Source organism: Herbaspirillum sp. Her2 (assembly GCF_057961375.1).
In genome coordinates this window covers 930667-957351 of record NZ_CM176331.1, presented here as the reverse complement: position 1 = coordinate 957351, position 26685 = coordinate 930667, and the positions used below count along the sequence as shown (strand labels likewise).

Here is a 26685-nt window from a genome sequence, read left to right as displayed (position 1 = left end):
CAGACTGAAGGTATTCAGAAGCGATATTTCAGGCCAGCGCTCAGGAGATTGGCATTGACTGAAACACCATCCTCCCAGGAACCGCCCACACGCTGCAGACGGGTGTAAGCGCCATTGATGCTGAAGCGGGAAGTCAGGTCATATTCGTAGCCGATCCCCAACTGGTAACCAATACCGGACTGCGCGTGGGAAGTGGATCTGCGGTACGCATAGGGCCCTTCCTCTGCGGCCTCCAGAGAGACCTGGGAATGCATCAGGCCTCCTTTCAGATACAGCCCGGGAATGAACCCGGTCAATTTGTAGATCGCAAGCAGGTCGAAACCATGGGTGTTGGCCGTCAGATGCCAGCGATAGGGGCCAGCGTTGCGTTCTTCTCGCTTGAAATCACCCAGATGGAAATATCCCGATTCCAGGGAAAAATTGGGAGTGAACTGATAGCCGACGGACAGCCGCACGGCACCGGCCCGGGCGCTTTCGACATATTCGTCTCGTGACGGGCCGTCATTGCCGTCGTTGACGGCATAGCTGACCGAGCCGCCTTCCAGACCGACATAGATGCCGGTCGCCGGCCTGGACTCCTGCGCAAAGCCCACGGTCGACATAGCCAATGCCGCAGTGGCGGCGATTAAATGGATTACCTTCATCTGCATATCTCCCACGAAGTTGATCGAATCGTTGCAATCCCGAAGGCGTGTGCTGCTGCCCTCGGGAGCGAGCTCCTGACGTAGCACGGAGGTGCTGTGCCAAGCCGGGCGCGATCATAGGAGCTGATAGGGAGAAGTCATCCGAATGCGAGAAAAATGTGTATTTTCCTCAATGAATAGCGAAGGCCCGCTCGAAATCGAATGAAATGCAAGCGAAAAATACAAGTCGCCACGGGGGCTGGCATGGGTGCCTGCACGCTGCATGCGAACGAAAAAAATCCCTCCACCAGGGAGGGATTTCAAGACCCGCAAAACTGCAGGTAAAACTTAGAACTTGTACTTCACGCCAGCCGAGTACAGATTCATCTTGTTGTCGCTTTCGCCACCCAGCTTTTCGAAGCGGGTGTAGCCAACGTTGATGCCAACGTTCTTCGCCACGGCGAACTCATAGCCCAGGCCGTACAGGTAACCGGTACCGGTTTGCGAGAAGGAGCTCGTGCCGGACGGCTGGCTCAGTTCCAGGGAAACCTTGGAGCGGGTCGCACCCGCCTTCAGGTACAGGCCCGGCACGAATTCGGTGAACTTGTAGATCACGGACAGATCGGCGCCCTTGACGTCAGCCTTGACGTTGTAACGCACGGTACCGGTGCGGTTGGTACCGTCTTGCTTGAAGTCGTCGGTGGCGAAGTAACCCAGTTCGATCGCGAAGTTCTTGTTGATCTGATAACCAACCAGGGCGCGCAGGGCACCGGTTTCGTTGGTTTCGGAGGTCTTCACGCCGTTGGTCGGGGTAGCGATGCTGCTGATGGTGGCGACGCCGCCTTCCAGGCCGATGTACACGCCGCTGTCAACGGTCTGCGCTGCCACCGAACCGGCGGCCATCATTGCTGCGATTGCTGTAACTGCTGATGCGATATTCTTTTTCATTCCTGATATCCCTAAATAATTGTCAGTACTTCGTCAGGGTTTTTCCCCGGCGGCAATTATATCGGGAGGCGAGAATTCGTAAATATTGGTAAAGAGTTTTCTGTTGATTTTTTGAGCTCTTTTGTTGAAAAACAACATATCAGCAGATGAGAATACGAAGCTTCCTTCAAACCCTGCGCTTCTCCTGCTCACCCTGGCTCGCCACGAACACCACACCGTCCGGGCTCGCGACCGGGAAGAAGCGGCATCCATACGCCGCCTCCAGCGCTGCAGGCTGCAGGATGGCTTCCGCGGTGCCGCCGTGCGCGGTGCTGCCGTCGAGCAGCAGGATATGCGAGGCAAAGCGCCGCGCCAGATTGATATCGTGACAACTGGCTACCACGGCCCTGCCCTCCTGCGCCCATTCCTGCAGCAATTGCATTACCTGCAATTGGGCCGCGATATCCTGATGCGAGGTCGGCTCATCCAGCAGACAGAGCGCGGGAGCCTGCACCAGCAAGGTCGCCAGCGCCACGCGCTGGCGCTCCCCGCCGGACAGCCGCAACAGATCCTGCCCCGCCAAGCCGGACAGGCCGACCTGTCCGAGGGCGGACAAGGCCAGCGCGCTGTCCTTCTCAGGCCCGCCCCAGCCATCGCCATGGGCAAAGCGGCCCGCCATGACGGCATCCAGCACCGGCAGCGAAAACGCATCCTGTTGATGTTGCAACAGCAGGCCGCGCTGCAAGGCCAGTTGCGACGGCGAAAAGGACGACAGCGCCCTTCCCTGCAGCAGAACCTCGCCGGCATGCGCCGCCTGCAAGCCGGCCAGTACATGCAGCAGGCTGCTTTTGCCGACCCCGTTGCGCCCCAGCACGCACCAGAATTCACCCGCGCGCACCTGCCAGTCCAGCGCCTGCAGCAGGACACGCTCACCCGCGCACACCGCCAGCTGGCGGGTCTGCAGAACGGGCACTGAAGAATGCGTCATATTCGTCATGGGCGGCTCCGCGCCAGCAGCCACAGGAACATTGGCACGCCCACCAGTGCCGTGATCACTCCCACCGGCAGTTGCACCGGTGCGGCCACGGTACGCGCCAGCAAATCCGCCAGCGTCAGCATGGCCCCGCCGCCCAGGACACAGGCCGGCAGCAGCAGGCGCTGGTCATTGCCAACCAGCAGGCGCAAGCCATGCGGCACCACCAGTCCGACGAAGCCGATGGTCCCTGCCATCGCCACGGCGTTGGCCGTGCACGCGGCCGCCACACACAGCAGCATCACCCGCAGGCGCATCACCGGCACGCCCAGCAACTGCGCAAAGGCATCGCCGCGTGCCAGCAGATTGAGCGAGGGCGCATGACGCCAGCTCCACAGCAATGCCAGCAGCAACACCGGTGCCATCAACGGCAGCAGGCGCGCATCGTCGAGGTCGCCGATCAGCCAGAACACCATGCCGCGCAACTGCGCATCCGGCGCAATCGACAGCGCCAGCGAAATCAGCGCGCCGAAACCCGCTGCCAGCATCACACCCGTCAGCAACAGGTGCTGGCTGGACAACAAGGGAGACACCGCCAGATGCCGCAGCGAGGGGCGCACCAGCCCGAACAGCAGCAGCATCGCCAGCCCCGCGCCCAGCAAGGCGCCGGGTGCGGTGACGGCCTGTACCGGCCAGCCCAGCCGCAGGGCTGCCAGCATGGCCAGCAAGGCCCCGGCCGCCGAACCGCCCGACAAGCCCAATACATAGGGATCGGCCAGCGGATTGCGCAACAGTACCTGCATCAGCGCCCCCGACAGGGCCAGCGCGCCGCCCACGGCAAAGGCGGTCAGCGCGCGTGGCACGCGCAGCGACAACAGCATCGCCACCTGGTCGGCGGAGGCCGAAGGACGCAAACAGCCAGTACTGCCGCACAGCACCGCCGCCGACAAGGCCAGCAGGGACAGCAGCAGCAAGGTGCACAGCACAGGCAGGTAACGTCGCATCGGGGCCAGGATCAGGTCAGCATCAGAAGTCGTAGCGGGCGGTGAATTTCAGGGCCCGTCCGTCCTCCGGATAGATGCCCGAGACCGCCCCGCCACTGCAGTCATAGGCCTGCGAGTAATACTTGCGATCAGCCAGATTGGTCCCCGTGACGGCAAATTCCCAGGCGCTGACACGCACCGCATACCGCGCATCGAAGGTAGTGAACGAAGGCATGCGCGCGCAGGTGTTGGCGAAGTCGTTGCCCATGCGCTGGCGGTCCACCCAGCGTGCACCGACGTCGGCGCTTTGCTGTCCGGACTTCCAGTTCAGGCGGGTCGACAGCGTATTGGCCGGCACCAGCGCCAGTTGCTTGCCACTATTGTCGCCTTCCTCGAAACGCGCATTGATGTGCTGGTAGGTGGCACTCCAGCCCAGGGTCTCGGTCAGCTGCACACGGCCTTCCAGTTCCACGCCCTGATGGCGGGTCGGTGCCAGGTTGCTGTTGGCTCCGAAGCCACCGTTGGCGGTCGGGTCATAATACAGCTCGTCGCGCACGCGATGGCGGAACCAGCGCAGCGTCACCTGGCGCGCCGTATGGCCCAGGGTCGCGCCCAGTTCCAGGTCATGCGAGACCTGCGGTTTCAGGACCGCGCCGCTGGGCAAGGCCGTGAAGCCGTTCTCGTCGGCAGTTGCCAGGCGATAGCTCTGGCCGGTCTTGACGAAGCCGCGCAGCAGCGGCAGCGGCGCATAGCTGGCTTGCAGATCCCAGGCATTGACGGCGCTGGTGCGGCCATAGGCGCCGGAATCGCTCTGCTGGGTGAACTGCTCGCGGCGCACGCCGGCAGCGAGGCGAGCGTTGCGGTCAAACTCGATTTCATCGCGCAGGTACAGCGCCTTCGAATGCTGGGAGGCATCGCTGTTGCCATAGCTGGCATTGGTGGCCGAACTCCATTCGGCCAGGTCCACACCGGCAATGGCTTCGTTCTTCCACAGGCCGCTGTCGAGCACGTGACGCAGGCGCGGCGAGAACTGGGTGGTCCGGATGTTGGCTTGCGCGGTGGAGCCGCTGCTGACATAGGTGGAGCGCGAAATCTTCTCCCGATGCGACAGCTCGGCCGCCACGTCGAAGGCACCGAAGCGGCGCTCCAGAAAGGCGGTGATGCTGTCATTGTCATAGGAGCCGTGATCCAGCGGCTTGCTGGTCTGGCGCGCATTGGCGTCATATTGCGCCTGGCTCAGGCTGCCCGGCAGGCCGAAATCGGCGCGCGACAAGTTGGCGCGCAGGCCGAAGCGCCAGTCGCTGGCGAACCACTGCACCGTGGTACTGAAATTTTCCTGATCGGACTTGCTGTTGTCGCGCCAGTTGTCGGCATGCGACTTGGCATAGCTGGCGTCGATGGACATGTTGTCCCAGCCGCGCGAAACCGCTGCCCGGCCGGCGCGCTGACCGTTGCTGCCGACTTCGCCGATCACGGTTCCGCGCACGGTATTGGCCTGCGGGCGGCGCGTGATGATCTGGATGGTGCCGCCGGTAGCGCCGCTGCCATACAGCACGCTGCTGCCGCCGCGCACGATCTCGATGCGCTCGATGGTCTCGATGGGGATCGCCGACAGCAGCGGCGTGGCCAGTTCATTCTCGGAAATGCGCACGCCATCGACCAGCACCACCATGTTCTGGTCGCCATTGGTGCCGAAGCCGCGCAGGTCCAGCGGGAAGTCGCGCGGGCCGGACAGGCTCTGGCGCCCGTAGACGCCGCCCAGCTTGCGGATGGCTTCGTTGGCGTTGTCGATGCCGGCTTCGCGGATCTGCTCGGCGGTGATGACGGTGGCAGCGACCGGCGGGAATGCCGGATCATTGGGGAAGCGCGAGGCCGAGACCACTACCGCCGACAGCGGCTGGCTGGTATCGGCGGCGTGGGTCGACGCAGCGAAAGCCGAAAGAATCAGCGCACTGGCAGTGCGCAGGGCAATACGGGGGCGAGGACCGCCACAGCGGGCCTGGAAATAAGCGATATGCATGAAAAATCAGGTCAAGAATCTGTGCAGCCTGCCTCCCCGCGGGCCGCAATCAACGGAAAACCGCACCAGTATTGGTTGTGCGGGCTCCTCCTGTTCTGGCCGGTCTCCGGACTGCAGGCATGACCATCGGCCTTCCCATGTGGCGAAGTGAACGTTCGCGCAAAAACACAGTGGCGTGGAAGAGGTCTCGCCGGCGAGACGTGACGCATCGTCACATCGTCGCCGGCACCTGGTTACCGTTGCGGGGGCAGTACACCTTGGCTGACCGCCCTGCTGGCTGCAGGCGGCCTGGCGCGTGTTTCCCGTTTAACTGCCGGCGAGGACACGCCGGCGGGCACCAAAACCGCGCCATTGTAGGCGTGCGGCGTACACGCCACAAGCCGCAGCACCCAGATGATGTAAATCAGCACAAGCGGGACAGCCGCAATTGCTTTCAGGAAAAAGCCGGATAAAATCCATCCTCAGCAGTGATATATAGAAAAAATTCGATTTTTCTATCAAAAAACATTTGAATCGCGGTTCTTGCCAATTTTTTGTGGTGGGGCCGAAAAATTGAAACAAATGGGGGATTTCACTCGCTGTTTGGCCGATGAGATCACGCCAAGCGGTCCTATACTCGGCGCCATGGCATCGTCGACCGGCGGACCCTTGCGTGGTCGGCCGGCCTCACTGTCATCCTGAACGTTGTCGTGGTCTGCGGGCCTTCAGAGACTGCCTCTGGCTGCCGATATCTGTCTGATATCGGGGCGGTGGTAGTGGCTGTGCCTCCCGGAACGACGCATTAGATCCGCCTACGGGCAACTTTGCACAGCAGTGCGCCGACGAGCGCACACCTTTGTTGGGAGAATCAGTAATCATGAGCGACGACGTTGATCTGGAAGCATTGTTTGACGAAATTTCCTCGCAGACGCTACCGGGCATGACTGCCGAACCGGCTGCCGCTGCCGCCGCCCCCGCCGCCGCCGGCACCGAAGAAGCGGCTGCAGGCGAACAGGAGGACCAGAGCGACAAGCCCATGTACGAACGCCTGGGCGGTATCGTGCGCCTGCTGCACGACTCCATGCGCGAACTCGGCTACGACCGCTCGCTGACCGACGTGGCCGAGCAGATCGGCGACGCCCAGAGCCGTCTGGAACACATCGCCACCCTCACCGAGCAGGCCGCCAACAAGGTGCTCAATGCATTGGACTCCGGCATGCCGGCCCAAGACCGCCTGCAGGAGCAAGCCAAGGACATCAACGCGCGCTGGACCAAGCTGTATGCCGGCCAGATGAACATCGAGGAATTCAAGGCACTGGCGGGCGACTCGCAGAAGTTCTCCAATTCGGTGATGGAATCGACCGAGGCGGAAAAGGCGCGCATGCTGGAAATCATGATGGCCCAGGACTTCCAGGACATCACCGGCCAGTTGATCAAGAAGATCGTGGCCATCACCGCTTCCGCCGAGCGCGAGCTGGCGCAACTGCTGCGCGACAATGCACCGCCGGAAGTCAAGGCGCAGATCGATGCGGAAAAACCGGTAACCCTGATGAATGGCCCCTCCGTGGGCGGCACCGCCATGGGTCAGGACGATGTGGACGACTTACTCGATAGCCTGGGGTTCTAATGGATGACGAAATGCTCAAGGATTTTGTCGTTGAAGCGTTGGATCTCGCCACCAACGTGGAAGAGCACCTGCTGACGCTGGAACGACATCCTGATGACCTTGAAATCCTCAACGCGGTCTTCCGCGCATTCCACACCATCAAGGGTGGCGCCGGGTTCGTGAACCTGCCGGCCATGGTGTCGGCCTGCCACCTGACCGAAAACCTGTTCGATGCGCTGCGCACCGGCAAGGCCCCGGTCACGCCGCTGGCCATCGAAGCGGCGCTGCAGGCCAGCGGCTTCGTGGCCGACCAGTTGACCGAATTGTCCAACGGTGCCGCACCCGACAGCCTGGCCTCCATGCCGGCCGAACTGAAGGACATCCTGACCCAGGCCATCGAAGGCAAGAGCGAATCCACGCCGGCCCCTGCCCCAGCGGCAGCAGCGGCAGCAGCGCCTGCCCCGGCAGCCGCAGCACCGGTGGCCGCGCCCGCAGCCGCCGCTGCAGTGGCCGCCGTCAGCGTCGATGGCAGTGCCAGCGTGATGAAGAATGGCGAACTGGACTGGCCCGCCCTCTACCAGGCCCTGGTGCCCGGTGCGGCTGCCGCGCCGGTCGCGGAGGGTAGCGCCGAGGCGGCCCCGGTGGCTGCCGCCGCAGCGGCACCCGCTGCTGCCGCGCCTGCCGCGCCCGCAGCCGATGGCGAGCCCAAGGCCGCCGCGCCGGTACAGCAGAATCGCCGCGCCACCGATTCCCCTGGCGGCGCCAAGGAAGAAAGCATCCGTATCGATGCCGTCAAGCTGGACGCCCTGCTGGAAGTGGCCGGCGAATCGGTGCAGGCCGCCAACCAGGCTGCCGTGCTGCTGGAAAAGCTGCAGCAGTTCAAGTTCGAAGGGACCGCTGCGGCCCTGATGTCGACCCTGGCCGAAACCCTGGGCCGCGCCTCGCGCTACTCCAGCGAACTGCAACGCGCCACGCTGTCCACGCGCATGCAGCCGGTCGGCCGCCTGTTCCAGAAATTCCCCCGACTGGTGCGCGAACTGGCCAAGGACCTCGGCAAGGACGTCGACCTGGTCATCACCGGTGCCGAAACCGAAGTCGACCGCGTGGTGGTGGACAGCCTCTACGACCCGCTGGTGCACATGCTGCGCAACTCGCTGGACCACGGTATCGAAGTGGACCGCGCCGCCGCCGGCAAGCCCAACAAGGCGACCATTTCGCTCAACGCCTGGCAGGCCGGCAGCAGCGTCATGATCGAAGTCTTCGATGACGGCAAGGGCATGGACCCGGACATGCTGCGCAACAAGGCGCTGGCCAAGGGCCTGATCAACGAACACCAGGCGCTGACCTCCGACGAAGCCTTGCAGCTGGTGTTCCTGCCCGGTTTCTCCACCAAGGAAGTGGCCTCCAGCGTCTCCGGACGCGGCGTGGGCATGGACGTGGTCAAGACGGCGGTGGAAAAGCATCGCGGCACCATCCGCATCGAATCCACCATCGGCAAGGGCACCAAGTTCTCGATCCGCCTGCCCATCGAACTGTCGATCATCCCGACCATGCTGGTGCGCTGCGCCGGTGCTCCGCTGGCCCTGCCGATGGCGGTGGTGGAGCGCGTGGTCGAGCTGCCGGAAACCTTCGACGAAGTCGGTGGCGCACCGGTGCTGCGCGACCAGGGCCGTCCGCTGCCGGTCAATTCGCTGGCCGGCGTGCTGGGCTACGAGCCGGGCAATGAGCGAGTGGGTATCGTCATGGCGGTTCCCCACCCCTACATCCTGGGCGTGGAATCGGTGGAAGGCACGGCCGATCTCGTGATCAAGCCGCTGACCGCGATCCACACTGCCGGCATCACCGGTACGGCCCGTTCGGCCGAAGGTGAACTGGTGCTCGTGGTGGGCCTGTCCTTCCTGCTGGATGGCTGCCGCGACCTGGAACGCACGGCGGTGGCATAAGATTGCCGCCCAGCGCTGCAAACGCAAACGGCCGGATCTGCAAGGATCCGGCCGTTTTGTTTCAGGCCTGGCGCACTGCTCGGCGCCGGGCCTTACGCCTTAAAGTTCATACATGTCCTTCTCGCCTTCCATGACCTGCGCAATCAGCTTGCGATTGAGGGTCGGTGCCAGCAATTCAATGAAGGTATAGACATATCCCCGCAAATACGCCCCTTGCTTCAAGGCCACCCGCGAGACATTGGTGCCGAACAGGTGGCCGGCCGGAATGGCCCGCAAGCCACGGTCACGCTCGGCATCGAAGGCGATGCCGGCGATGATGCCCACGCCCATGCCCAGCTCCACGTAGGTCTTGATGACGTCGGCATCGATGGCTTCCAGCACCACGTCAGGCTTCAACTGGCGCAGCGAGAAGGCATGGTCGATCTTGCTGCGGCCGCTGAAAGCGGAATCGTAGGTAATCAGGGGATTGCCGGCAATCTCTTCCAGCGTCAGGCTTCTGGACTGCAGCAAGGGGTGATCCGGCGGCACCACCACCACATGCTCCCACTGATAACAAGGCAGCGAGACCAATCCCTCGCCTGAGGCCAGCGCCTCGGTGGCGATGGCGATGTCTGCCTGGTCGTTGCGCACCATCTCGGTGATTTGCTTGGGATTGCCCTGCAGCAATGAAAGATGCACTTTCGGATACTTCTGGGTGAAGGCCTGCACCACCTTGGGCAGCGCATAGCGCGCCTGGGTGTGGGTGGTGGCGATGGTGAAACTGCCGCTGTCATGGGCGGCGAATTCCTTGCCGATACGTTTGAGGCCATCCACTTCCTGCATGATCAGCTCGACCGAGCGCAGCACCGCGCGGCCCGGCTCGGTCAGGCCGCGAATACGCTTGCCGTGGCGCGTGAAGATGTCCACGCCCAGCTCCTCCTCCAGCTCGATGATGGCCTTGGAGACCCCGGGCTGCGAGGTATACAGAGCCTTGGCGGCCTCCGTGAGGTTGAAGTTCTGCCTTACCGCTTCACGAACGAAACGGAATTGATGAAGATTCATGAGGGAATTCCTTCGCTTCTACCTGGTATGGCGGCGCACCGCGCCTGCCTTGCCGGCCTCACCGGCCTTACCTGCCTCGTTTGGCGCATTTCCATATGCCAAAGGCGTATATAAGCAAATAAATACTATGTAGTTTGGTTTGAAACATAAGTTTATTACGATTCGCAGACTAATGGGCGAGGTGTTATGACTGTTTCTTATGTAGTAAGCGGATTTGCCGTTGGACTGCTGGTCGGACTGACCGGGGTCGGTGGCGGCTCGCTCATGACACCGCTGTTGACCTTGCTGTTCGGCATTCATCCCTCGGTGGCGGTGGGCACCGACCTGGCGTTCGCCTCCGCCACCAAGACCGCCGGCACCCTGGCCCATCGTTTCAAGGGTACAGTGCGCTGGGAGGTGGTGCGCCGCCTGTCCTATGGCGCCCTGCCCGCTGCGCTCGTGACCACCCTGCTGCTCAAGCACTTCGGTGCCGTCAGCGACGGCATTGCGCTGACCATCCGCTATTCGATTGCGATCTCGGTGTTCCTGACCGTGGTGGCCCTGCTGTTCCGCGCACGCATGCAAGCCTGGCTCAATGCCCATCCGCAACGCCAGCTGCAGGGTGCCACGCTCGCCAACGCCACCATCGCCGCCGGTGCCCTGCTGGGCACGCTGGTGACGATTTCTTCCATCGGTGCCGGTGCCGTCGGCGCCACCTTACTCGTGTTGCTGTATCCTCGCCTGTCTCCGGCGGAGATTGCCGGCACCGACATTGCCTATGCCGTGCCGCTGACCGCGATTGCGGCGCTGGGCCACTGGTGGCTGGGTTCGATCAACTGGGAACTGCTGGCGACCTTGTTGCTGGGATCGGTGCCGGGCATCACCATCGGATCGCTCGCTGCGCGAGCGGTGCCGGAGAAATTCTTGCGCGGCCTGCTGGCCATTACGCTGACGAGCGTTGCAGTCAAGCTGATTTGGTAGGCTCATTTTCAATCGGGCGCACCCTGATCCGGTCGCCCATAAGACGTTAACAGGGAAGACAAGATGTACCGCTATGACCAATACGATCACCTGATCGTCAAAGAGCGAGTCGCACAATACCGGGACCAGGTGCGTCGGCGCCTGTCCGATGAGCTGGCCGAAGACGAATTCCGCATCCTGCGTCTGCAGAACGGGCTCTACCTGCAACGCCATGCCTACATGCTGCGCATCGCCATTCCCTACGGCATGCTGGCCTCCAATCAACTGCGCAAGTTCGCCGAGATCGCCGTCAAGTACGACCGCGGCTATGGTCACTTCACCACCCGCCAGAACATCCAGTTCAACTGGATCAAGCTGGAAGAGTCGCCTGAAATCCTGGAACAGCTGGCCAGCGTGGAAATGCACGCCATCCAGACTTCCGGCAACTGCATTCGCAACACCACCTCGGACGAACTGGCCGGCGTGGCCGCCGACGAAATCGTCGATCCGCGCCCCTACGCCGAACTGATCCGCGAGTGGAGCACCTTCCACCCCGAGTTCGCCTACCTGCCGCGCAAGTTCAAGATCGCCATCAGCGGCGCTGCCGAAGACCGCGCCGCGACCGCAGTACATGACATCGGCCTGCACGTCATCAAGAACGAAGCCGGCGAAGTCGGCTTCCGCGTGCTGGTGGGCGGCGGCATGGGCCGCACCCCCATCCTGGGCAGCGTGATCCGTGACTTCCTGCCCTGGAAGCACGCCATGTCCTATCTGGAAGCGATCCTGCGCGTCTACAACCAGTACGGCCGCCGCGACAACATGTACAAGGCGCGCATCAAGATCCTGGTCAAGGCCATCGGCCCCGAGGAGTTCGCGCGCCAGGTGGAAGAAGAATGGGCCGAGATCAAGGATGGCCCTTCCACCCTGACCGAAGAAGAACTGCAGCGCGTGGCCAAGTTCTTCACCGATCCGGCCTACGAAACGCTGCCGGCCATGGATGCGGAATACGAACGCCTGAAGGCCGAAGACCGTGGCTTCGCCAACTGGATCAAGCGCAACGTCAAGGCGCACAAGCAGGCCGGCTATGCCGCCGTGATCCTGTCGCTGAAAAAGCCGGGCGTGCCCCCGGGCGACATCACTGCCGACCAGATGAACTTCGTGGCCGACCTGGCTGATCAATACAGCTTCGGCGAACTGCGCGTGACCCACGAACAGAACCTGGTGCTGGCCGACGTCAAGCAATCCGACCTGTATGCCCTGTGGAAGGCCGCCAAGTCGCATGGACTGGCGACGCCCAACATCGGCCTGCTGACCGACATCATCTGCTGCCCCGGCGGCGATTTCTGCTCGCTGGCCAATGCCAAGTCGATCCCGATCGCCCAGGCCATTGCCGAGAAGTTCGAGAACATCGACTTCCAGCATGACATCGGCGACATCGAACTGAACATCTCCGGTTGCATCAACGCCTGCGGCCACCACCACGTGGGCAACATCGGCATCTTGGGCGTGGACAAGGATGGTTCCGAGTGGTACCAGGTGTCGCTGGGCGGCGCCCAGGGCAACGAGTCCTCGATCGGCAAGATCATCGGCCCCTCGTTCTCGGCCACCCAGATGCCGACCGTGATCGACCGCCTGCTGCAGGTGTACGTCAAGCAGCGCACCGAGGAAGAACGCTTCATCGACACCGTGCGCCGCATCGGTGTGACCCCGTTCAAGGAATTCGTTTACGCAACGCCGATCCGTTCGGCCGAGTATGTCGCAGGAGAAGACGCAAATGCCTGAAATCATCAAGAACAAGACCGTCGTCAGCGACGACTGGACCGTCCTGCGCCTGGCTGAAGGTGAGACCGCAGACACCGTGACCGTGCCGCAAGGCCGCGTGATCGTGCCGCTGAAGGTATGGCAGGCCCAGGGCGAGGCCCTGAAGTCGCGCGCCGAGATCGGCGTCTGGCTGGCCAGCGATGAACGTCCGGAAGAACTGAAGGGCCAGCTGGACAGCTTCAAGGTCGTCGCCGTGGACTTCCCCAAGTTCGCCGATGGCCGTGGCTATTCCATCGCTTACAACCTGCGTGCCCGCCTGGGCTACACCGGCGAGCTGCGCGCCATCGGCGACGTGCTGCGCGACCAGCTGTTCTACATGCAGCGCGTGGGCTTCGACGCCTTCGCCGTGCGTGCCGACAAGAACATCCACGACGCCGTCAAGGGCCTGACCGACTTCTCCGAAAAGTACCAAACCTCCTGGGACGAGAAGAACCCGCTGTTCCGCCGCGTCAAGCGCGAAACCGTGCAAACCGCCGACTGAGGCGCGATCGTGAAGAAGGAAGGACAGCCCATGGCTACCCCAGGCTTGCAAGAACTCATCGCCAAGACCCAGGCCAGGCTGGAACGCATCGCCGCCGAGTACGCCCCGGCGGCGCTGGCCTCCAGCCTGGCGGCCGAAGACATGGTGCTGACCGACCTGATCCTGCGCGGCCAGCTGCAGGATCGCATCAGCATCTTCACCCTGGAAACCGGCCGCCTGCACAAGGAAACCGTAGGCATGCTGGACCGCATCCGCGAGACCTACGATTACGAGGTCGCGCCCTATCGTCCCCAGCCTGAGGCGGTGGAAGCCTACGTGCAGAAGCACGGCGCCAACGCCTTCTACGACAGCGTGGAACTGCGCAAGGAGTGCTGCCACATCCGCAAGATGGAGCCGCTCAATCGCGCCCTGCAGGGCAAGGCCTCGTGGGTCACCGGCCAGCGCCGCGCGCAATCGGTTACGCGGGCCGAGCTGCACGTGCAGGAACGGGACGAAGCCCACGGCATGGAGAAGTTCAACCCCCTGGCCGACTGGTCGGAACAGGACGTGTGGGACTACATCCGCACCAACGACGTGCCCTACAACCCGCTGCACGACCAGGGTTACCCGTCCATTGGCTGCGAGCCCTGTACCCGCGCCATCCAGCCCGGTGAAGATATCCGCGCCGGCCGCTGGTGGTGGGAGAACCCCGACTCCAAGGAATGCGGCCTGCACGTGGTCGACGGCAAGCTGGTGCGCATCAAGGCGCATGCGGCGAGCTGAACCAGAATTCAATCAAAGCAACAACAAGCAACGCATCGGAAGGTCCGGCATGAACACTGCGGTAGACACCCTCTTTTTGGACAACGCCAGCAACCGTCACCTCGACTGGCTGGAATCGGAAGCCATCCACATCATGCGCGAGGTCGCGGCCGAGTGCAGCAACCCGGCGCTGCTGTTCTCCGGCGGCAAGGACTCGGTGGTGCTGCTGCGCATCGCCGAGAAAGCCTTCCGTCCCGGCAAGTTCCCCTTCCCGCTGGTGCACATCGACACCGGCCACAACTTCCCGGAAGTCATCGAATTCCGTGACCGCCGCGCCGCTGAACTGGGCGAGCGCCTGGTGGTGCGTTCGGTGGAAGATTCGATCAAGCGCGGCACCGTGCGCCTGCGCAACCCGCAAACCGATTCGCGCAACGCCGCGCAAGCCGTGACGCTGCTGGAAACCATCGAAGAATTCAAGTTCGACGCCTGTATCGGCGGCGCGCGCCGTGATGAAGAAAAGGCCCGCGCCAAGGAACGCATCTTTTCCTTCCGCGACGAATTCGGCCAATGGAACCCCAAGGCCCAGCGCCCCGAGCTGTGGGACCTGTATAACACCCGCGTGCATCCGGGTGAGAACATGCGCGTCTTCCCCATCTCGAACTGGACCGAACTGGACGTGTGGCAGTACATCGCCCGCGAAAAGCTGGCCCTGCCCTCGATCTACTTTGCCCATGAGCGCGAGGTGATTCCGCGCAATGGCCTCTTGGTGCCGCTCACCGACCTCACCCCGGCGCGCGAAGGCGAGACCGTGGAGAAGCAGGTCGTGCGCTTCCGCACCGTGGGCGACATCTCCTGCACCTGCCCGGTGTCTTCCGATGCCGCTTCCGTGGAAGCCATCATCGCCGAGACCGCAGTGACCCAGATTACCGAGCGCGGCGCGACCCGCATGGACGACCAGACGTCCGAAGCCTCGATGGAAAAACGCAAGAAGGAAGGATATTTCTGATGAACGCCGCCGCAACCCAAGCACAACTGGCCCAGGCCTCCGCGCAACCGCACGAACGCGGCCTGCTGCGCTTCATCACCGCCGGTTCCGTGGACGATGGCAAGAGCACCCTGATCGGCCGCCTGCTGTTCGACAGCAAGGGCATTTTCGCCGACCAGCTCGATGCCATTTCGCGCGCCAAGCACAAGCGTACCGTGGGCGACACGGTCGACCTGTCGCTGCTCACCGATGGCCTGGAAGCCGAGCGCGAGCAAGGCATCACCATCGACGTGGCCTATCGCTACTTTGCCACTCCCAAGCGCAAGTTCATCATCGCCGACACCCCGGGCCATGAGCAGTACACCCGCAACATGGTGACCGGTGCCTCGACTGCCGACGCCGTGATCATCCTGGTGGACGTGTCCAAGGTGAAGCTGGGCGACGATGGCAGCGTGGAACTGCTGACCCAGACCAAGCGCCACTCCACCATCGCCCACCTGCTGCAGATCCAGCACGTGATCGTGGCCGTCAACAAGATGGACCTGGTGGACTACGACCAGACCGTCTATGAACGCATCGTCGGTGCTTACCAGCAATTCGCGCAGCAACTGGGCTTGAAGGATGTGCACGCCATCCCGCTGTCGGCGCTGGCCGGCGACAACGTGGTGGAGGCCAGCGCGCGCATGCCCTGGTACCAGGGTCCGACGCTGATCACCCTGCTGGAGTCGCTGTCGGTGTATGAAGATGCGCACGAGGAAGCCTTCCGCTTCCCGGTGCAGCTGGTGGCGCGCCACAACGGCCATGAAGCCAATGACTTCCGTGGCTACATGGGCCGCATCGAAGCCGGCAAGGTGGCCAAGGGTGACAAGCTGGTAGTGCTGCCCAGCGGCCAGAGCGCCACCGTCAAGGACATCCAGACCCTGGACGGTTCACTGGAATCGGCCACGGCCGGCCAGTCAGTGACCCTCCTGCTGGACGAATATCTGGACATCTCGCGCGGCGACCTGCTGGCCGCCGAGGCACAGCCCTCCACCATCCTGAAGACTGTCAACGCGGATGTGTGCTGGCTCTCCGAAGAACCGCTGGACCTGCGCCGCAAGTACTGGCTCAAGCACACCACCAAGCAGGTGGCGGCGCGCGTGGCCAAGGTCGATACGCTGCTGGACATCAACACCCAGGAACGCCGTCCCGCCGATACGCTCAAGCTCAATGACATCGCCCGCATCAGCGTGAACGTGCAGCAGCCCATCGCGGCCGATGCCTACCAGGACATCCGTGCCACCGGTGCCTTCATCCTGATCGACGAAGTGAGCCACCAGACGGTGGCCGCTGGTATGATTCGGATCGACTGAATTTCCTTCGATCCGCAATCGTCTCTTCGACCAGGCCATGGCCACCCAACAGGCAGCGACTTCACCTTCTTCCGATTCACCCGCCCCCAGCCCGGAGCATCCGGGCATGGTGTGGCTGATCGGCTCCGGCCCCGGGGCCGCTGACCTGTTGACGGTACGCGCCGCACGCCTGCTGGCGCAAGCCGACATCGTGCTGCACGATGCCCTGGTCACAGAAGAGATCCTGGCCCTGTGCCCGCAAGCCGTGCAGGTGTCGGTCGGCAAGCGCAGCGGCCAGCGCTCCACGGCCCAGCCGGTGATCAACCAGAAGCTGGTCGAAGCCGCGCAGCAGTACCGCCGCGTGGTGCGCCTCAAAGGCGGCGACCCCATGCTCTTCGGCCGTGCCGATGAAGAGATGCGGGCGCTTGAAGCCAACCACATCCCTTACGAAATCGTCCCCGGCATTACTGCCGCACTGGCAGCCGCCTCCGCCGCCAAGCGTCCGCTCACGCGGCGCGGGATTGCGCGCAGCGTCTCGCTGTTCACTTCCAGCACGGGCGTGGATGAGCCGGATGAAGTGCGCATGCCCAATGGCGATACGCTGGTGCAGTACATGGGCGGACGCGAAGCCACGGCCACTGCGCAGCGCTTGCTGGCTTTGGGCCATGCGCCCGATACGCCGGTCGTGGTGGTGGAGAACTGCAGCCGTCCTGACGAGCACATCTACCATCTGCAACTGGCCGGCCTGGAAGCCGGACTGCAGGCCTGCAGCGGGCCGGTGCTGGTGATGATCGGGCCGGCGCTGGCGGATCGGGACTGAAGCTCATGCACCTGCTCCACGACCCTGCCGCCCCTGCAGCTGCTGCCATCGATTTCGAGGCCTTCCTCAAGGTCGATATCCGCATCGGCACCATCATCGCCGCAGACGCCTTCCCTGAAGCACGCAAGCCTGCGTTCAAACTGAAGATCGATTTCGGCCCGGGCATCGGCGTGCGCCAGAGCAGTGCCCAGATCACCACCCACTACACGCTGGAGCAACTGGTCGGCCGCCAAGTGGCGGCGGTAGTGAATTTCCCGCCGCGTCAGATCGGCAAGTTCATGTCGGAAGTCCTGACGCTGGGCTTTCCTGACGCCCAGGGCGAGGTAGTGTTGTTCAAGCCCGACCAGGCCGTGCCCAACGGCGCTCGCCTGTTCTGAAGCGCTCACGCCCCGGCAAAAAAAGATGGCCCGTTTCCGGGCCATCGTCGCATCCAGGAGTGCTGACCGCCGGATCAGCTATTGACCGTCCCCACGCAATACGCCGCAATCGCCTGCAACACCGCCTCATCCTCGCCAACTGCAGCGACGGTGCGCACGTCCACACCCGGATGCGCCTGGCGCAATTGCTCCAGCAGTTCCGGCAGATCACGGCGCACGTGGCCGCCCTGCCCCAGGAATACCGGAATGACAGTCACGCGCCGGCTGCCGGCGGCAATCTGCCGCGCCGCCACGGTCGGCAGGTCCGGCTGCATCAGTTCCAGAAAGGCCAGCTCCACGCTGGTCCCCGGCATGGCCGCCTGCGTCAGCGCGCGCAGGCGCTCGAAAGGCGCAGCCCAGGCAGGGTCGCGAGCGCCGTGGGCGAACAGGATCAGGCTTTGGGAGGTGGCTTGGCTCATGATGTGCAGCAGTCTTTCAGGCTAAATAAACGAAATCGCAGGACGGACTCAGGTCCGTTCCACCCACCACAGCGCGCCAATGGCCAGCACCATGAACAGCAGGCTGGGCAAGGCTGCGGTCATGAAGGCCGGCCAGGTATTGAGCAGACCCAGATGGGAGAACAGGCTGTTGATGAGCTGGAAGCAGACGCCGATCATGATGCCGGTGAAGATCTTCAGGCTCACGCCACCGGCACGGAAATGCAGGTAGGCAAACGGCAAGGCCAGCGCCAGCATCACGAAGATCGACAGCGGATAAACGATCTTCTTCCAGAACGCGATTTCGTAACGGTCGGTGCGCTGATTGTTGGCTTCCAAATGCTTGGTGTAGGCCAGCAGGTCATAAGCCGACATGCGGTCCGGATCGGCGAAGAGCACCGAGAGAATTTCCGGCGTCACTTCCGACACCAGCTTCAGCTGCGGCAGCTTCACGGTCTTGACCGGCTCGGTGATCTTGCGGTCCTTGCCGCCGACGAAGTCCGATTGCACCACGTCGTTGAGCAGCCACTGATGATTGCCCTCATAGATGCCATCCTTGGCCACGACCATGCGCGCCATGTGGAAGTCGGTATCGAGCTCGTACAGCTTGACACCTTCGATGCGGCCATCCGGTTGCACGGTCTGGATGTTGATGAAGCGGCTGCCGGTGACGTTGCCTTCCAGGCCGTTGTCCTTGATGACGTCCTTGGCCCACATGCCCGAGCGGAACTGCGAAGACATCGATGCCCCCTGCGCCTGCAGCTTGAGCTTCTCGGCCCACTCGGACGCCTTGGGCGCGATCAGTTCGCCGAACACGATGGTCAGCACCGCAAAGCCCACACCGATGCGCAGCAGCACCTTGGCCGCCATGCCGGTGGACATGCTGGAGACACGCATGATGGTGAATTCCGAGCGCGCCGCCAGTTGCGAGAGCGTGTAGATGGTACCGATCAGCACCGCCGTCGGCATCAGTTCATAGACATTGCCGGGCAAGCCCATGAGCACATAGAACACCGCCTGCTGCAGCTTGTAGCCATTGCGGCCGACCTGCTCCAGCTGGCCCATCATCTCGAAAAAGGCGAACAGCGCCAGGAAGGCCGCCAGTGCGAACAGCACCGAGCGGGTGATCTCGGCAGTGAAATAACGTTGGATGACTCTCATCTCAGGCCTCGCGCTTGAACGTCAGGGCGCGGCGCACTCGGCTCCACATCCGGGATGGGTGATAGGGATGATTGATGTTCAGGCGCAGGACGAACATGCCCACGATCAGCGCCACCACGAACAGGTGGACCGGCCACCAGGCCATCACGAAACTCATGCGCTGCTGCGCCACCGAAGCCTGGAACACGCTGACCGTATTGGAGTAGACGACGAACAGCAGCAAGGCCACCAGCAGCCCCAGCGAACGGCCGGCACGCGGGTTCACGAAGGACAGCGGAATGGCCAGCAGCATCAGCGCCAGCGCCATCAGCGGCAGGGCGATGCGCCACAGCAGTTCGCCGCGCGCATAGCCGTCCTGCTTGGCCAGCAGTTCCTTCATCTGCAAGGCGCGCGCCGAGCGTTCGCCGGCGGCGCTCTGCGACTGGTTGCCGATCAGCAGGCCATAGCGTTCAAAATCGACGATCTGGAAATCCGGCAGGCTGGGCGAGCCATCGTAACGGCGGCCCTTGTTCATGACCACGAACTTCTCGCCATCAGGATCGATCTGGGTCTCGCCTTCCTTGGCGACGACCACGCTGTTCTTGCCGTCGGCGTTGATGGTATTGACGAAGATGTTACGCACCTTGGAGGCATCGCCGGAAATACCCTCGACGAAGAAGATCCGGTTGGCCGCCGCCGACTCCTGGAACTTGCCGGGAGAGACGCGGGCGATGTCCTCGCGCTGTTCGAAGCGGCTGCGGTATTCGCTGCTCTGTTCGTTGGCCCAGGGCGTCACCACGAAGGACAGCGCCGCCACCAGGGCCACGATGGGCCAGCCGAAGCGAATCACCGGCCCGATCCAGCGCGTGAGCGACATGCCGCAGGCGAACCAGACCACGATCTCGGAATCCTGGTAACTGCGCGTCATCACCAGCAGCACCGAGATGAAACCGGTGAGGATCAGGATGATGGGCATGTAGTTCAGCGACTGGAAGCCGATCAGGGCCAGCACGTCTTGCGACGCAACCTGGCCGCCTGCGGCCTGGCCGAGGATCTTGATCAGCATCACCGTCAGCGTGATGGTGAACAGCGTAGTGAAGACCCCACCTGCGGTGCTGGTCAGTTCGCGTCGTAGGGCGCGTTGGAAAATCATGGGAATGCTGGCTTGGTTTCTGGTGTCGGGATCGTTGTAGGGATGGCCGGTGCCCGGCATCGTGTGCGAGGCTGGCTCACCTGACAGAACTCATGCGCGCGTCGCGACGAAATGGGCTCTATAATCGCCAAGTAATTCATATAAAGGACGAACGATGGACTTTAGCACAAAAACATTGGACGCAAAAAACGCCTTGACGGGCGTAAAGACCGGCGCACTGGTCGTTGGCATCTATGAAAACCGCAAGCTGTCCAAGGCCGCCGGTGCCCTCGACAAGCTGGGCGCCATCAGCGCCGCGCTGAAGTCGGGCGACATTTCCGGCAAGCCGGGCTCGACCCTGCTGCTGCGCGGCGTGACCGGCATCGCCGCCGAACGCATCGTGCTGCTGGGACTGGGCAACGAAGACGAGGCCGCGGACAAGAACTTCGCCGCCGCCAGCGGCGCCCTGGTGCGCGCACTGGCCACCCTGGGCTGTGACGACGCCGCCCTGGCCCTGCCCTTCGACGCCATCAAGGGCCGTGGCCTGAACTGGGCCATCCGCACCGTGGTGCTGGCCGGCCGTGACGCCGTCTATCGTTCCGACACGATGAAGAGCAAGAAGGATCCGGCCCCCACCGGCGTCAGGAAGATCACCCTGCTGGTCGCCGCCGAGCAAGGCGCTGCCGCCAAGGCCGCCCTGGGCGAGGCCGTGGCGCTGGCCAACGGCATGGCACTGACCAAGGAACTGGGCAACCTGCCCGGCAACGTCTGTACCCCGACCTACCTGGCCACGACCGCCAAGAAGCTGGCCAAGGAATTCAAGCTGGGTGTGGAAGTGCTGGAGCGCAAGCAGCTCGAAGCGCTCAAGATGGGCAGCTTCCTGTCGGTCACCAACGGCAGCGACCAGCCGCCCAAGTTCATCGTCCTGAAGCACCTGGGCGGCAAGGCCAAGGATGCACCCGTGGTGCTGGTCGGCAAGGGCATCACCTTCGACACCGGCGGCATCTCCCTCAAGCCGGGTCTGAACATGGACGAGATGAAGTACGACATGTGCGGTGCCGCCTCGGTGCTGGGTACCTTCCGCACTATCGCCGAACTGGGCCTGAAACTGAACGTCATCGGCGTCATCCCGACCTGCGAAAACATGCCCTCGGGCCGCGCCACCAAGCCGGGCGACATCGTCACCTCGATGTCCGGCCAGACCATCGAAGTCCTGAACACCGACGCCGAAGGCCGCCTGATCCTGTGCGACGCGCTGACCTATGTGGAACGCTTCAAGCCGGCTGCCGTGGTCGACATCGCCACCCTGACCGGTGCCTGCGTGGTGGCCCTGGGCCATCACAACACGGGCCTGTTCACCCGCGAGGATGACACCCACGACCAGCTGGCCAACGCCCTGCTGGCGGCCGGCAAGGAAAGCGGCGATACCGCCTGGCGCATGCCGATCCAGGACGCCTACCAGGAGCAGTTGAAGTCCAACTTCGCCGACATCGCCAACATCGGCGGCCAGCCCGGCGGCAGCGTGACGGCAGCCTGCTTCCTGGAGCGTTTCACCCGCAAGTACACCTGGGCCCACCTGGACATCGCCGGCACCGCCTGGAAGAGCGGCGCGGCCAAGGGCGCCACCGGCCGCCCGGTACCGCTGCTGACGACCTGGCTGCTCAACCAGGCACGCGCCAAGTCGGCACGCGCCTGATGGGCCTGCGGCACGGAGACGGAACCGGCCACGCCATGACCACTCTCCTGTCGCGGACCGCCCCGGACGCCGCCCTGGCAAGACCACCGCAGCACGCCGTGTTGCGGTGGTTTTTTTTCATCTTTTTACTGCTGGTTGCCAGCCCTGAACTGATCCTGCCGGGACCGGCCATGGCGCAAGACGCGCCGATGCCGCCCGCACAGACCGTGCGTTTTCCTTCATCTGACGGCAAAACCACCCTCACCGGCTATCTCTACGATCCCTTCGGTGCCGGCCCGCATCCGGCCATCGTGCTGCTGCATGGACGCGCCGGCCTGTATTCCTCCCGCGTCAATGCGGCCTGCACGCAGATCGGCCCGGCCATCCCCTCGCCCTGCGATGCCAGCACGCTGACGGCACGCCATCTGGACTGGACGCGCTATTGGCTGGCACGCGGCTACGTGGTCCTGCTGGTGGACAGTTTCGGGCCGCGCGGCGTGGCCCACGGCTTTGGCCGCCATACGCACGGTGCGCCCGAACGCGCCGCCGTCAATGAACTCACCGTTCGGCCGCTGGACGCGGAAGGAGCGCTGCAATGGCTGGCCACGCGCAGCGAAGTCGATGTCCGCCGCATCATGCTGCAAGGCTGGTCCAATGGCGGCAGCACGGCACTGAACGTGATGCAGCGCCAGGCTGCGCGGCCGGCGGCCGATGCGCCCTCCTTCGCCGCCGCGCTGGTGTTCTATCCGGGATGCGGCAAGCAGGCCCTGCTGTCGTCCCACCCCGAGTTCGACAAACCGATGCAGGTGCTGCTGGGCAGCGCCGACGAGGAAGTCTCGCCGCTGACCTGCGAGCGCGTCCTGCGCCAGTCCATCCGCCTGCGCCAGGCACCGCCGCCGGTGGTGACGCTCTATGCGGGGGCCACACATGACTTCGACGACCCGGGCCGTGCACGCCAGTCGGTCGAGGCCAACCGCGCTGCGCGCCAGGATGCGCAGACCCGCCTGGGGCCCTGGCTGGACCAGATTTCACGCTGAACATTGCTGGCCAGCAAAGCCGCAGCGACCGCCTGCAAGGCTGCGGGTTCCCCTCTAGACTGTGAACTTTTTCCGGAACACTGCCGCCCCCGCCGTGGTCGGTAGCAAGGTCGACGCAGTTCATTCCAACGAATGCCAACAAGAAAGGATCAGCATGACCAACGCCAATACCAATGCCCATCTTCACAGTGACCTCTTCAAGCCCATGCAACTGGGTGCGGTGCAATTGCAGAACCGCATCGTCATGGCGCCGCTCACCCGCAGCCGTGCCAAGGCGGGCGACGTGCCCACCGAACTGGCAGCCGAATACTATGCGCAGCGCGCCGGTGCCGGCCTGATCATCGCCGAGGCCACCCAGATCTCGCCACAGGGCAAGGGTTACGCCTGGACCCCGGGCATCTACAACGAATCGCACGTGGCCGGCTGGAAGAAAATCACCGACGCCGTCCACGCCAAGGGCGGCCGCATCTTCCTGCAGCTGTGGCACGTGGGCCGCATCTCGCACCCTGACCTGCAGCCGGGCAACGCGCTGCCGGTCGCGCCCTCGGCCATCAAGCCGGAAGGCAATGCCTTCACCGAGAGCGGTTTCAAGCCCTTCGTGGAACCGCGCGCACTGGATGCCTCTGAACTGCCCGCCATCGTCGAGCAATACAAGGTCGCTGCGCAACTCTCCCTGCAGGCCGGCTTCGATGGTGTGGAAATCCACGCCGCCAACGGCTACCTGCTGGACCAGTTCCTGCGTGACAAGACCAACCAGCGCACCGACAACTACGGCGGCAGCATCGAGAACCGTACCCGCCTGCTGCTGGAAGTGGTGGAAGCGGTGACCTCGGTGATCCCCAGCGAGCGCGTGGGCATCCGCCTGTCGCCCATCAGCCCGGCCAATGACATCGCCGACAGCGATCCCAAGGCCCTCTTCAGCTATGTGGTGGAGCAGCTGAACCGCTACAAGCTGGTCTACCTGCACGTGGTGGAGGGTGCCACCGGCGGCCCGCGCGAAGTCGAAGGTGGCTTCGACCTGCAGATCCTGCGCGATCTCTTCAAGGGCATCTACATCGCCAACAATGGCTATGACCTGGAGATGGCGGTGAAGGCACGCGACCGCAATCTGGCCGACCTGGTCGCCTTCGGCCGCCCGTGGATCGCCAATCCGGATCTGGTGGAACGCTTCAAGGCCGGCGCACCGCTGGCCGAGATCAACCAGGCCACGCTCTATGGCGGCGGTGCGGAAGGCTATACCGACTACCCGACCCTGCAGCAGTCCTGATGCACTGAACCGTGCCGGGCCGCCTGCGTCCGGCGCCAATTGCCCATGACAGCCATGGCCTGCCTGCGCGGCAGGCCATTTTCGTGAGCGGATGCCGCAGCGCCCCGCTGACCGCTACAATGCCGCTTGCTCCCCCCACTCCACTGCCCATCATGAAAAACATACTCGCCATGCTCACGCTGGCCTGCTGCGCCCTCCCCGTTCTGGCTCAGCAAGCCGCTCCAGCAACCACCACGCCCGATCCCCTGCAACTGCAGGACCGTCTCACCGGTGACATCGGCGCAGGCGTCTACCGCGTCGACCGCAACGGCCCCGATGCCGACCGCCGCAACCACGTCCTGCCCTATGCCTATGCCGACTACGGGCGCTTCTTTGCCCGGCTCGACACCTTCGGCGTCAAGACGGTGCGCATGGGCTACGGCTATCTGGAACTGGCCGGGCGCGTGAGTCTGGACGGTTTCGATGCCCAGCGGGGCCTGCAGCGCCGTTCGGATCCGATTCCGCTCGGCATCGGTACCTATCAGGAAACGCCCATCGGCGGTTTCTTCCTCAACGTCTTCCGTGATTTCAACAAGTCGCACGGCACCCTGGCCGAGGCCATCTACGCGGCCCAGATCGACCTGGGTCCGGTGACCCTCTATCCGCAGCTCGGCGTCGAATACCGCAGCGGCAGCTACAACGATTACTTCGTCGGCGTCACTTCCAGCGAAGCGGCTGCCAGCGGCCTGCGCCAGTACAGCGCCGGTGCCTCCACCAGCCCGACCCTGGGCCTGGCTGCCGATGTCCCGTTGACCGGCGACTGGCACCTCAACCTGCACCTGCGCCGCAAATGGCTGGACAACGCGGTGGCCGACAGTCCGCTGGTGCGCCGTCACACCGATGACACCGCCATCGTGGCGGTCAGCTATCGCTTCAAGTAAGCCACTTCTCCTCCCTGCCCGAAGCCGGCGCGTTGCCCGGCTTCAGGTAGCGGCGCTGCCGTACCTGCTCTCCCGATTTTTCTTCTTCTCTTCTTCTCTTGTTCTCTTCTTCTCTTCTTCTCTTCTTCTCTTCGTTGTCTTCTGATGTCCTCGCTTGCCGCTACTGCACCCGCGCTGTGGTGTAGTCAAGGGCCGTCAAGTTCCGCTTAAGCGCGCTCTGCGCACAGCGCACTTTTTCTCTACGGATGAGCTGGACTTCCTTGCGAATTTTTTTCGCGTGATCCTGAGCATTACGGCCGCGCTTCCCTTGCGTAAATAGTTCCCGAATATGTTCATGCGTAACTTTTTCTGACGCAAATTTCGTCCTGTTTTTCAGCTCATGAGAAGGAGTTCATGTTTCCCTAAAAACTTAGTTTCCGCATCCAAATTAATTGCCTCAAGAGAATCCATACTTCGTCGGAAACCCTTTACCGGCGCCGCTTCATGGATTCCTACATCACAACAGGAGAGACAGGAAAAGCGTAATAATTTATTGCTAACGTTAGCATTTTTCCATTATTCTCACTCCGTCTCGATGAACAAATATCACAAACAGAGACAGGATTCCGGCCTCGCCAACACCAATAAAAAAACCTGTCGGATCGCTATCCCCCTTGCAGTGCTTTCGCAATCAAATACCAATCGAATACCCACCAATCAATCGAACTGGAAAGAGGTCTTTTATGAAAAAACTGTTGAGCAGTTTCCTTGTCGCGTCCGCATTCGTCGCCATGGCATCCTCGGCTGGCGCCGCGGATCTGGAGCGTACGCGCACGCTGGTGTGGACCGACGCCACGTCGACCTTCAACGCCCGCTTCGGCGATGGCACCACTGGCCAGACCTTCCTGGAGAACTTCACCTTCAACATCGGCGGTGCCGGCGCGTCGGTTTCCTCGGCCCTGGTGTCGATCGCCCTGGACGGCCTCTCGCGCGTGGGCATCAACAGCTTCACCCTGAGCGGCAACGGCCAGACCTACACCGGCACCCAACTGTCCGGCGGTGACCTGCAGATCTTCAGCCTGCGCACCAATGGCCTGACTTCCGGCCTGTACACCCTGTCGGTGGCCGGCACCGTGCTGGGCTCGGCAGGCGGCAGCTTCGCCGGCAACATCAGCGTGGCACCGGTCCCGGAAGCCTCGACCACCGCCATGATGATCGGCGGCCTGGGCCTGATCGGCTTCGCGGCCTATCGTCGTCGCAAGGCGGGTGACAAGGGTGACAAGGCGCAGATGAATGCGCAGATGATGCCGGCGTAATGCTCGGGATCTGATTGCTTGGCCCGGATTGCGGGCCGGCAATGGCACAACGAAGGGGAATGTCTGCGAGGGCCTTCCCCTTCTGTTTTGGGGGAAGTCTTCGGTCTCGGCCGACCTCGTCCAACCTGCCGCCTTGGTGAATGCGGTAAGATG

24 protein-coding genes and 1 riboswitch are annotated in these 26685 nt (G+C 63.2%); of the genes, 15 read left to right on the top strand and 9 right to left on the bottom strand.

The genetic code is table 11. From position 1 onward, the window contains the following. Positions 1-14: 14 nt before the first annotated feature. From ACWHXP_RS04395 to ACWHXP_RS04375, 5 genes are all read right to left on the bottom strand, one after another. Entirely contained in the window at positions 15-644 is a 630-nt protein-coding gene (locus ACWHXP_RS04395; protein WP_489634409.1) for an outer membrane protein, read from the bottom strand. A gap of 327 nt (positions 645-971) precedes the next feature. Next, entirely contained in the window at positions 972-1529 is a 558-nt protein-coding gene (locus ACWHXP_RS04390; RefSeq protein ID WP_489623229.1) for an outer membrane beta-barrel protein, read from the bottom strand. Positions 1530-1737: 208 nt separating this feature from the next. Then, entirely contained in the window at positions 1738-2538 is an 801-nt protein-coding gene (locus ACWHXP_RS04385) for an ABC transporter ATP-binding protein (protein WP_489635875.1), read from the bottom strand. A gap of 5 nt (positions 2539-2543) precedes the next feature. Continuing rightward, complete coding sequence (locus ACWHXP_RS04380) at positions 2544-3527, bottom strand: FecCD family ABC transporter permease (protein WP_489634410.1); 984 nt, start codon at positions 3525-3527, stop codon at positions 2544-2546. Between the two features lie 22 nt (positions 3528-3549). Then, the gene (locus ACWHXP_RS04375; RefSeq protein WP_489634411.1) at positions 3550-5526 is read right to left on the bottom strand and encodes a TonB-dependent receptor family protein; all 1977 of its coding nucleotides are present in this window, start codon (positions 5524-5526) and stop codon (positions 3550-3552) included. Between the two features lie 80 nt (positions 5527-5606). Further along, positions 5607-5883, bottom strand: a riboswitch (cobalamin riboswitch). A gap of 499 nt (positions 5884-6382) precedes the next feature. Between ACWHXP_RS04375 and ACWHXP_RS04370 the strand changes: the two genes are divergently transcribed. Continuing rightward, positions 6383-7132 carry a protein phosphatase CheZ gene (locus ACWHXP_RS04370; RefSeq protein WP_489623231.1) on the top strand — a complete coding sequence of 250 codons (750 nt, stop codon included), beginning with the start codon at positions 6383-6385 and terminating at the stop codon, positions 7130-7132. Beyond that, positions 7132-9054, top strand: coding sequence for a chemotaxis protein CheA (locus tag ACWHXP_RS04365; protein ID WP_489634412.1), 1923 nt, complete (start codon positions 7132-7134; stop codon positions 9052-9054). Before ACWHXP_RS04370 ends, ACWHXP_RS04365 begins: the two co-directional genes overlap by 1 nt. A gap of 99 nt (positions 9055-9153) precedes the next feature. On the opposite strand, the gene ACWHXP_RS04360 is transcribed toward ACWHXP_RS04365, so the two are convergent. Beyond that, positions 9154-10095, bottom strand: a complete 942-nt coding sequence (locus ACWHXP_RS04360; RefSeq protein WP_034333711.1) for a CysB family HTH-type transcriptional regulator — start codon at positions 10093-10095, stop codon at positions 9154-9156. 186 nt (positions 10096-10281) lie between these two features. Between ACWHXP_RS04360 and ACWHXP_RS04355 the strand changes: the two genes are divergently transcribed. From ACWHXP_RS04355 to ACWHXP_RS04320, 8 genes are all read left to right on the top strand, one after another. After that, on the top strand, positions 10282-11055 hold the full coding sequence (locus tag ACWHXP_RS04355) for a sulfite exporter TauE/SafE family protein (RefSeq protein WP_489634413.1): 774 nt from the start codon (positions 10282-10284) through the stop codon (positions 11053-11055). A gap of 63 nt (positions 11056-11118) precedes the next feature. Then, the gene (locus ACWHXP_RS04350; RefSeq protein WP_489623233.1) at positions 11119-12816 is read left to right on the top strand and encodes a nitrite/sulfite reductase; all 1698 of its coding nucleotides are present in this window, start codon (positions 11119-11121) and stop codon (positions 12814-12816) included. Beyond that, positions 12809-13336 (top strand): DUF934 domain-containing protein, encoded by a 528-nt coding sequence (locus tag ACWHXP_RS04345; RefSeq protein ID WP_489634414.1) that lies wholly within the window; start codon positions 12809-12811, stop codon positions 13334-13336. Before ACWHXP_RS04350 ends, ACWHXP_RS04345 begins: the two co-directional genes overlap by 8 nt. Positions 13337-13366: 30 nt before the next feature. After that, the gene (locus tag ACWHXP_RS04340; protein ID WP_489634415.1) at positions 13367-14098 is read left to right on the top strand and encodes a phosphoadenylyl-sulfate reductase; all 732 of its coding nucleotides are present in this window, start codon (positions 13367-13369) and stop codon (positions 14096-14098) included. 49 nt (positions 14099-14147) lie between these two features. Then, a complete protein-coding gene (gene cysD / locus ACWHXP_RS04335) occupies positions 14148-15083 on the top strand; it encodes a sulfate adenylyltransferase subunit CysD (protein WP_034335061.1) in 936 nt (311 codons plus the stop codon). Then, a complete protein-coding gene (locus tag ACWHXP_RS04330; RefSeq protein WP_489634416.1) occupies positions 15083-16414 on the top strand; it encodes a sulfate adenylyltransferase subunit 1 in 1332 nt (443 codons plus the stop codon). Before cysD ends, ACWHXP_RS04330 begins: the two co-directional genes overlap by 1 nt. 37 nt (positions 16415-16451) lie before the next feature. After that, positions 16452-17213, top strand: a complete 762-nt coding sequence (gene cobA / locus ACWHXP_RS04325; protein WP_121042094.1) for a uroporphyrinogen-III C-methyltransferase — start codon at positions 16452-16454, stop codon at positions 17211-17213. Positions 17214-17218: 5 nt separating this feature from the next. After that, a complete protein-coding gene (locus ACWHXP_RS04320) occupies positions 17219-17590 on the top strand; it encodes a tRNA-binding protein (RefSeq protein ID WP_121042096.1) in 372 nt (123 codons plus the stop codon). 74 nt (positions 17591-17664) lie between these two features. Here the strand turns inward: ACWHXP_RS04320 and ACWHXP_RS04315 are convergent, their stop codons facing one another. Genes ACWHXP_RS04315 through lptF form a run of 3 tightly spaced genes read right to left on the bottom strand, consistent with a single transcriptional unit; the run spans position 17665 to position 20359 of the window. Further along, positions 17665-18048 (bottom strand): sirohydrochlorin chelatase, encoded by a 384-nt coding sequence (locus ACWHXP_RS04315; protein WP_034335076.1) that lies wholly within the window; start codon positions 18046-18048, stop codon positions 17665-17667. A 48-nt stretch (positions 18049-18096) separates the two neighbouring features. After that, a complete protein-coding gene (gene lptG, locus ACWHXP_RS04310; RefSeq protein WP_489623237.1) occupies positions 18097-19227 on the bottom strand; it encodes an LPS export ABC transporter permease LptG in 1131 nt (376 codons plus the stop codon). A gap of 1 nt (position 19228) precedes the next feature. Next, positions 19229-20359, bottom strand: coding sequence for an LPS export ABC transporter permease LptF (gene lptF, locus ACWHXP_RS04305; RefSeq protein ID WP_489623238.1), 1131 nt, complete (start codon positions 20357-20359; stop codon positions 19229-19231). A 154-nt stretch (positions 20360-20513) separates the two neighbouring features. On the opposite strand from lptF, the gene ACWHXP_RS04300 reads away from it, so the two are divergent. From ACWHXP_RS04300 to ACWHXP_RS04280, 5 genes are all read left to right on the top strand, one after another. Then, entirely contained in the window at positions 20514-22034 is a 1521-nt protein-coding gene (locus ACWHXP_RS04300) for a leucyl aminopeptidase (protein WP_489634417.1), read from the top strand. Positions 22035-22069: 35 nt separating this feature from the next. Then, on the top strand, positions 22070-23050 hold the full coding sequence (locus tag ACWHXP_RS04295; protein ID WP_489634418.1) for a dienelactone hydrolase family protein: 981 nt from the start codon (positions 22070-22072) through the stop codon (positions 23048-23050). 154 nt (positions 23051-23204) lie between these two features. Next, positions 23205-24317, top strand: coding sequence for an alkene reductase (locus ACWHXP_RS04290; RefSeq protein WP_489634419.1), 1113 nt, complete (start codon positions 23205-23207; stop codon positions 24315-24317). Between the two features lie 152 nt (positions 24318-24469). Next, positions 24470-25237 carry a MipA/OmpV family protein gene (locus tag ACWHXP_RS04285; RefSeq protein WP_489634420.1) on the top strand — a complete coding sequence of 256 codons (768 nt, stop codon included), beginning with the start codon at positions 24470-24472 and terminating at the stop codon, positions 25235-25237. A 722-nt stretch (positions 25238-25959) separates the two neighbouring features. After that, positions 25960-26532 carry an FxDxF family PEP-CTERM protein gene (locus tag ACWHXP_RS04280; RefSeq protein WP_252695230.1) on the top strand — a complete coding sequence of 191 codons (573 nt, stop codon included), beginning with the start codon at positions 25960-25962 and terminating at the stop codon, positions 26530-26532. Positions 26533-26685 lie beyond the last annotated feature (153 nt).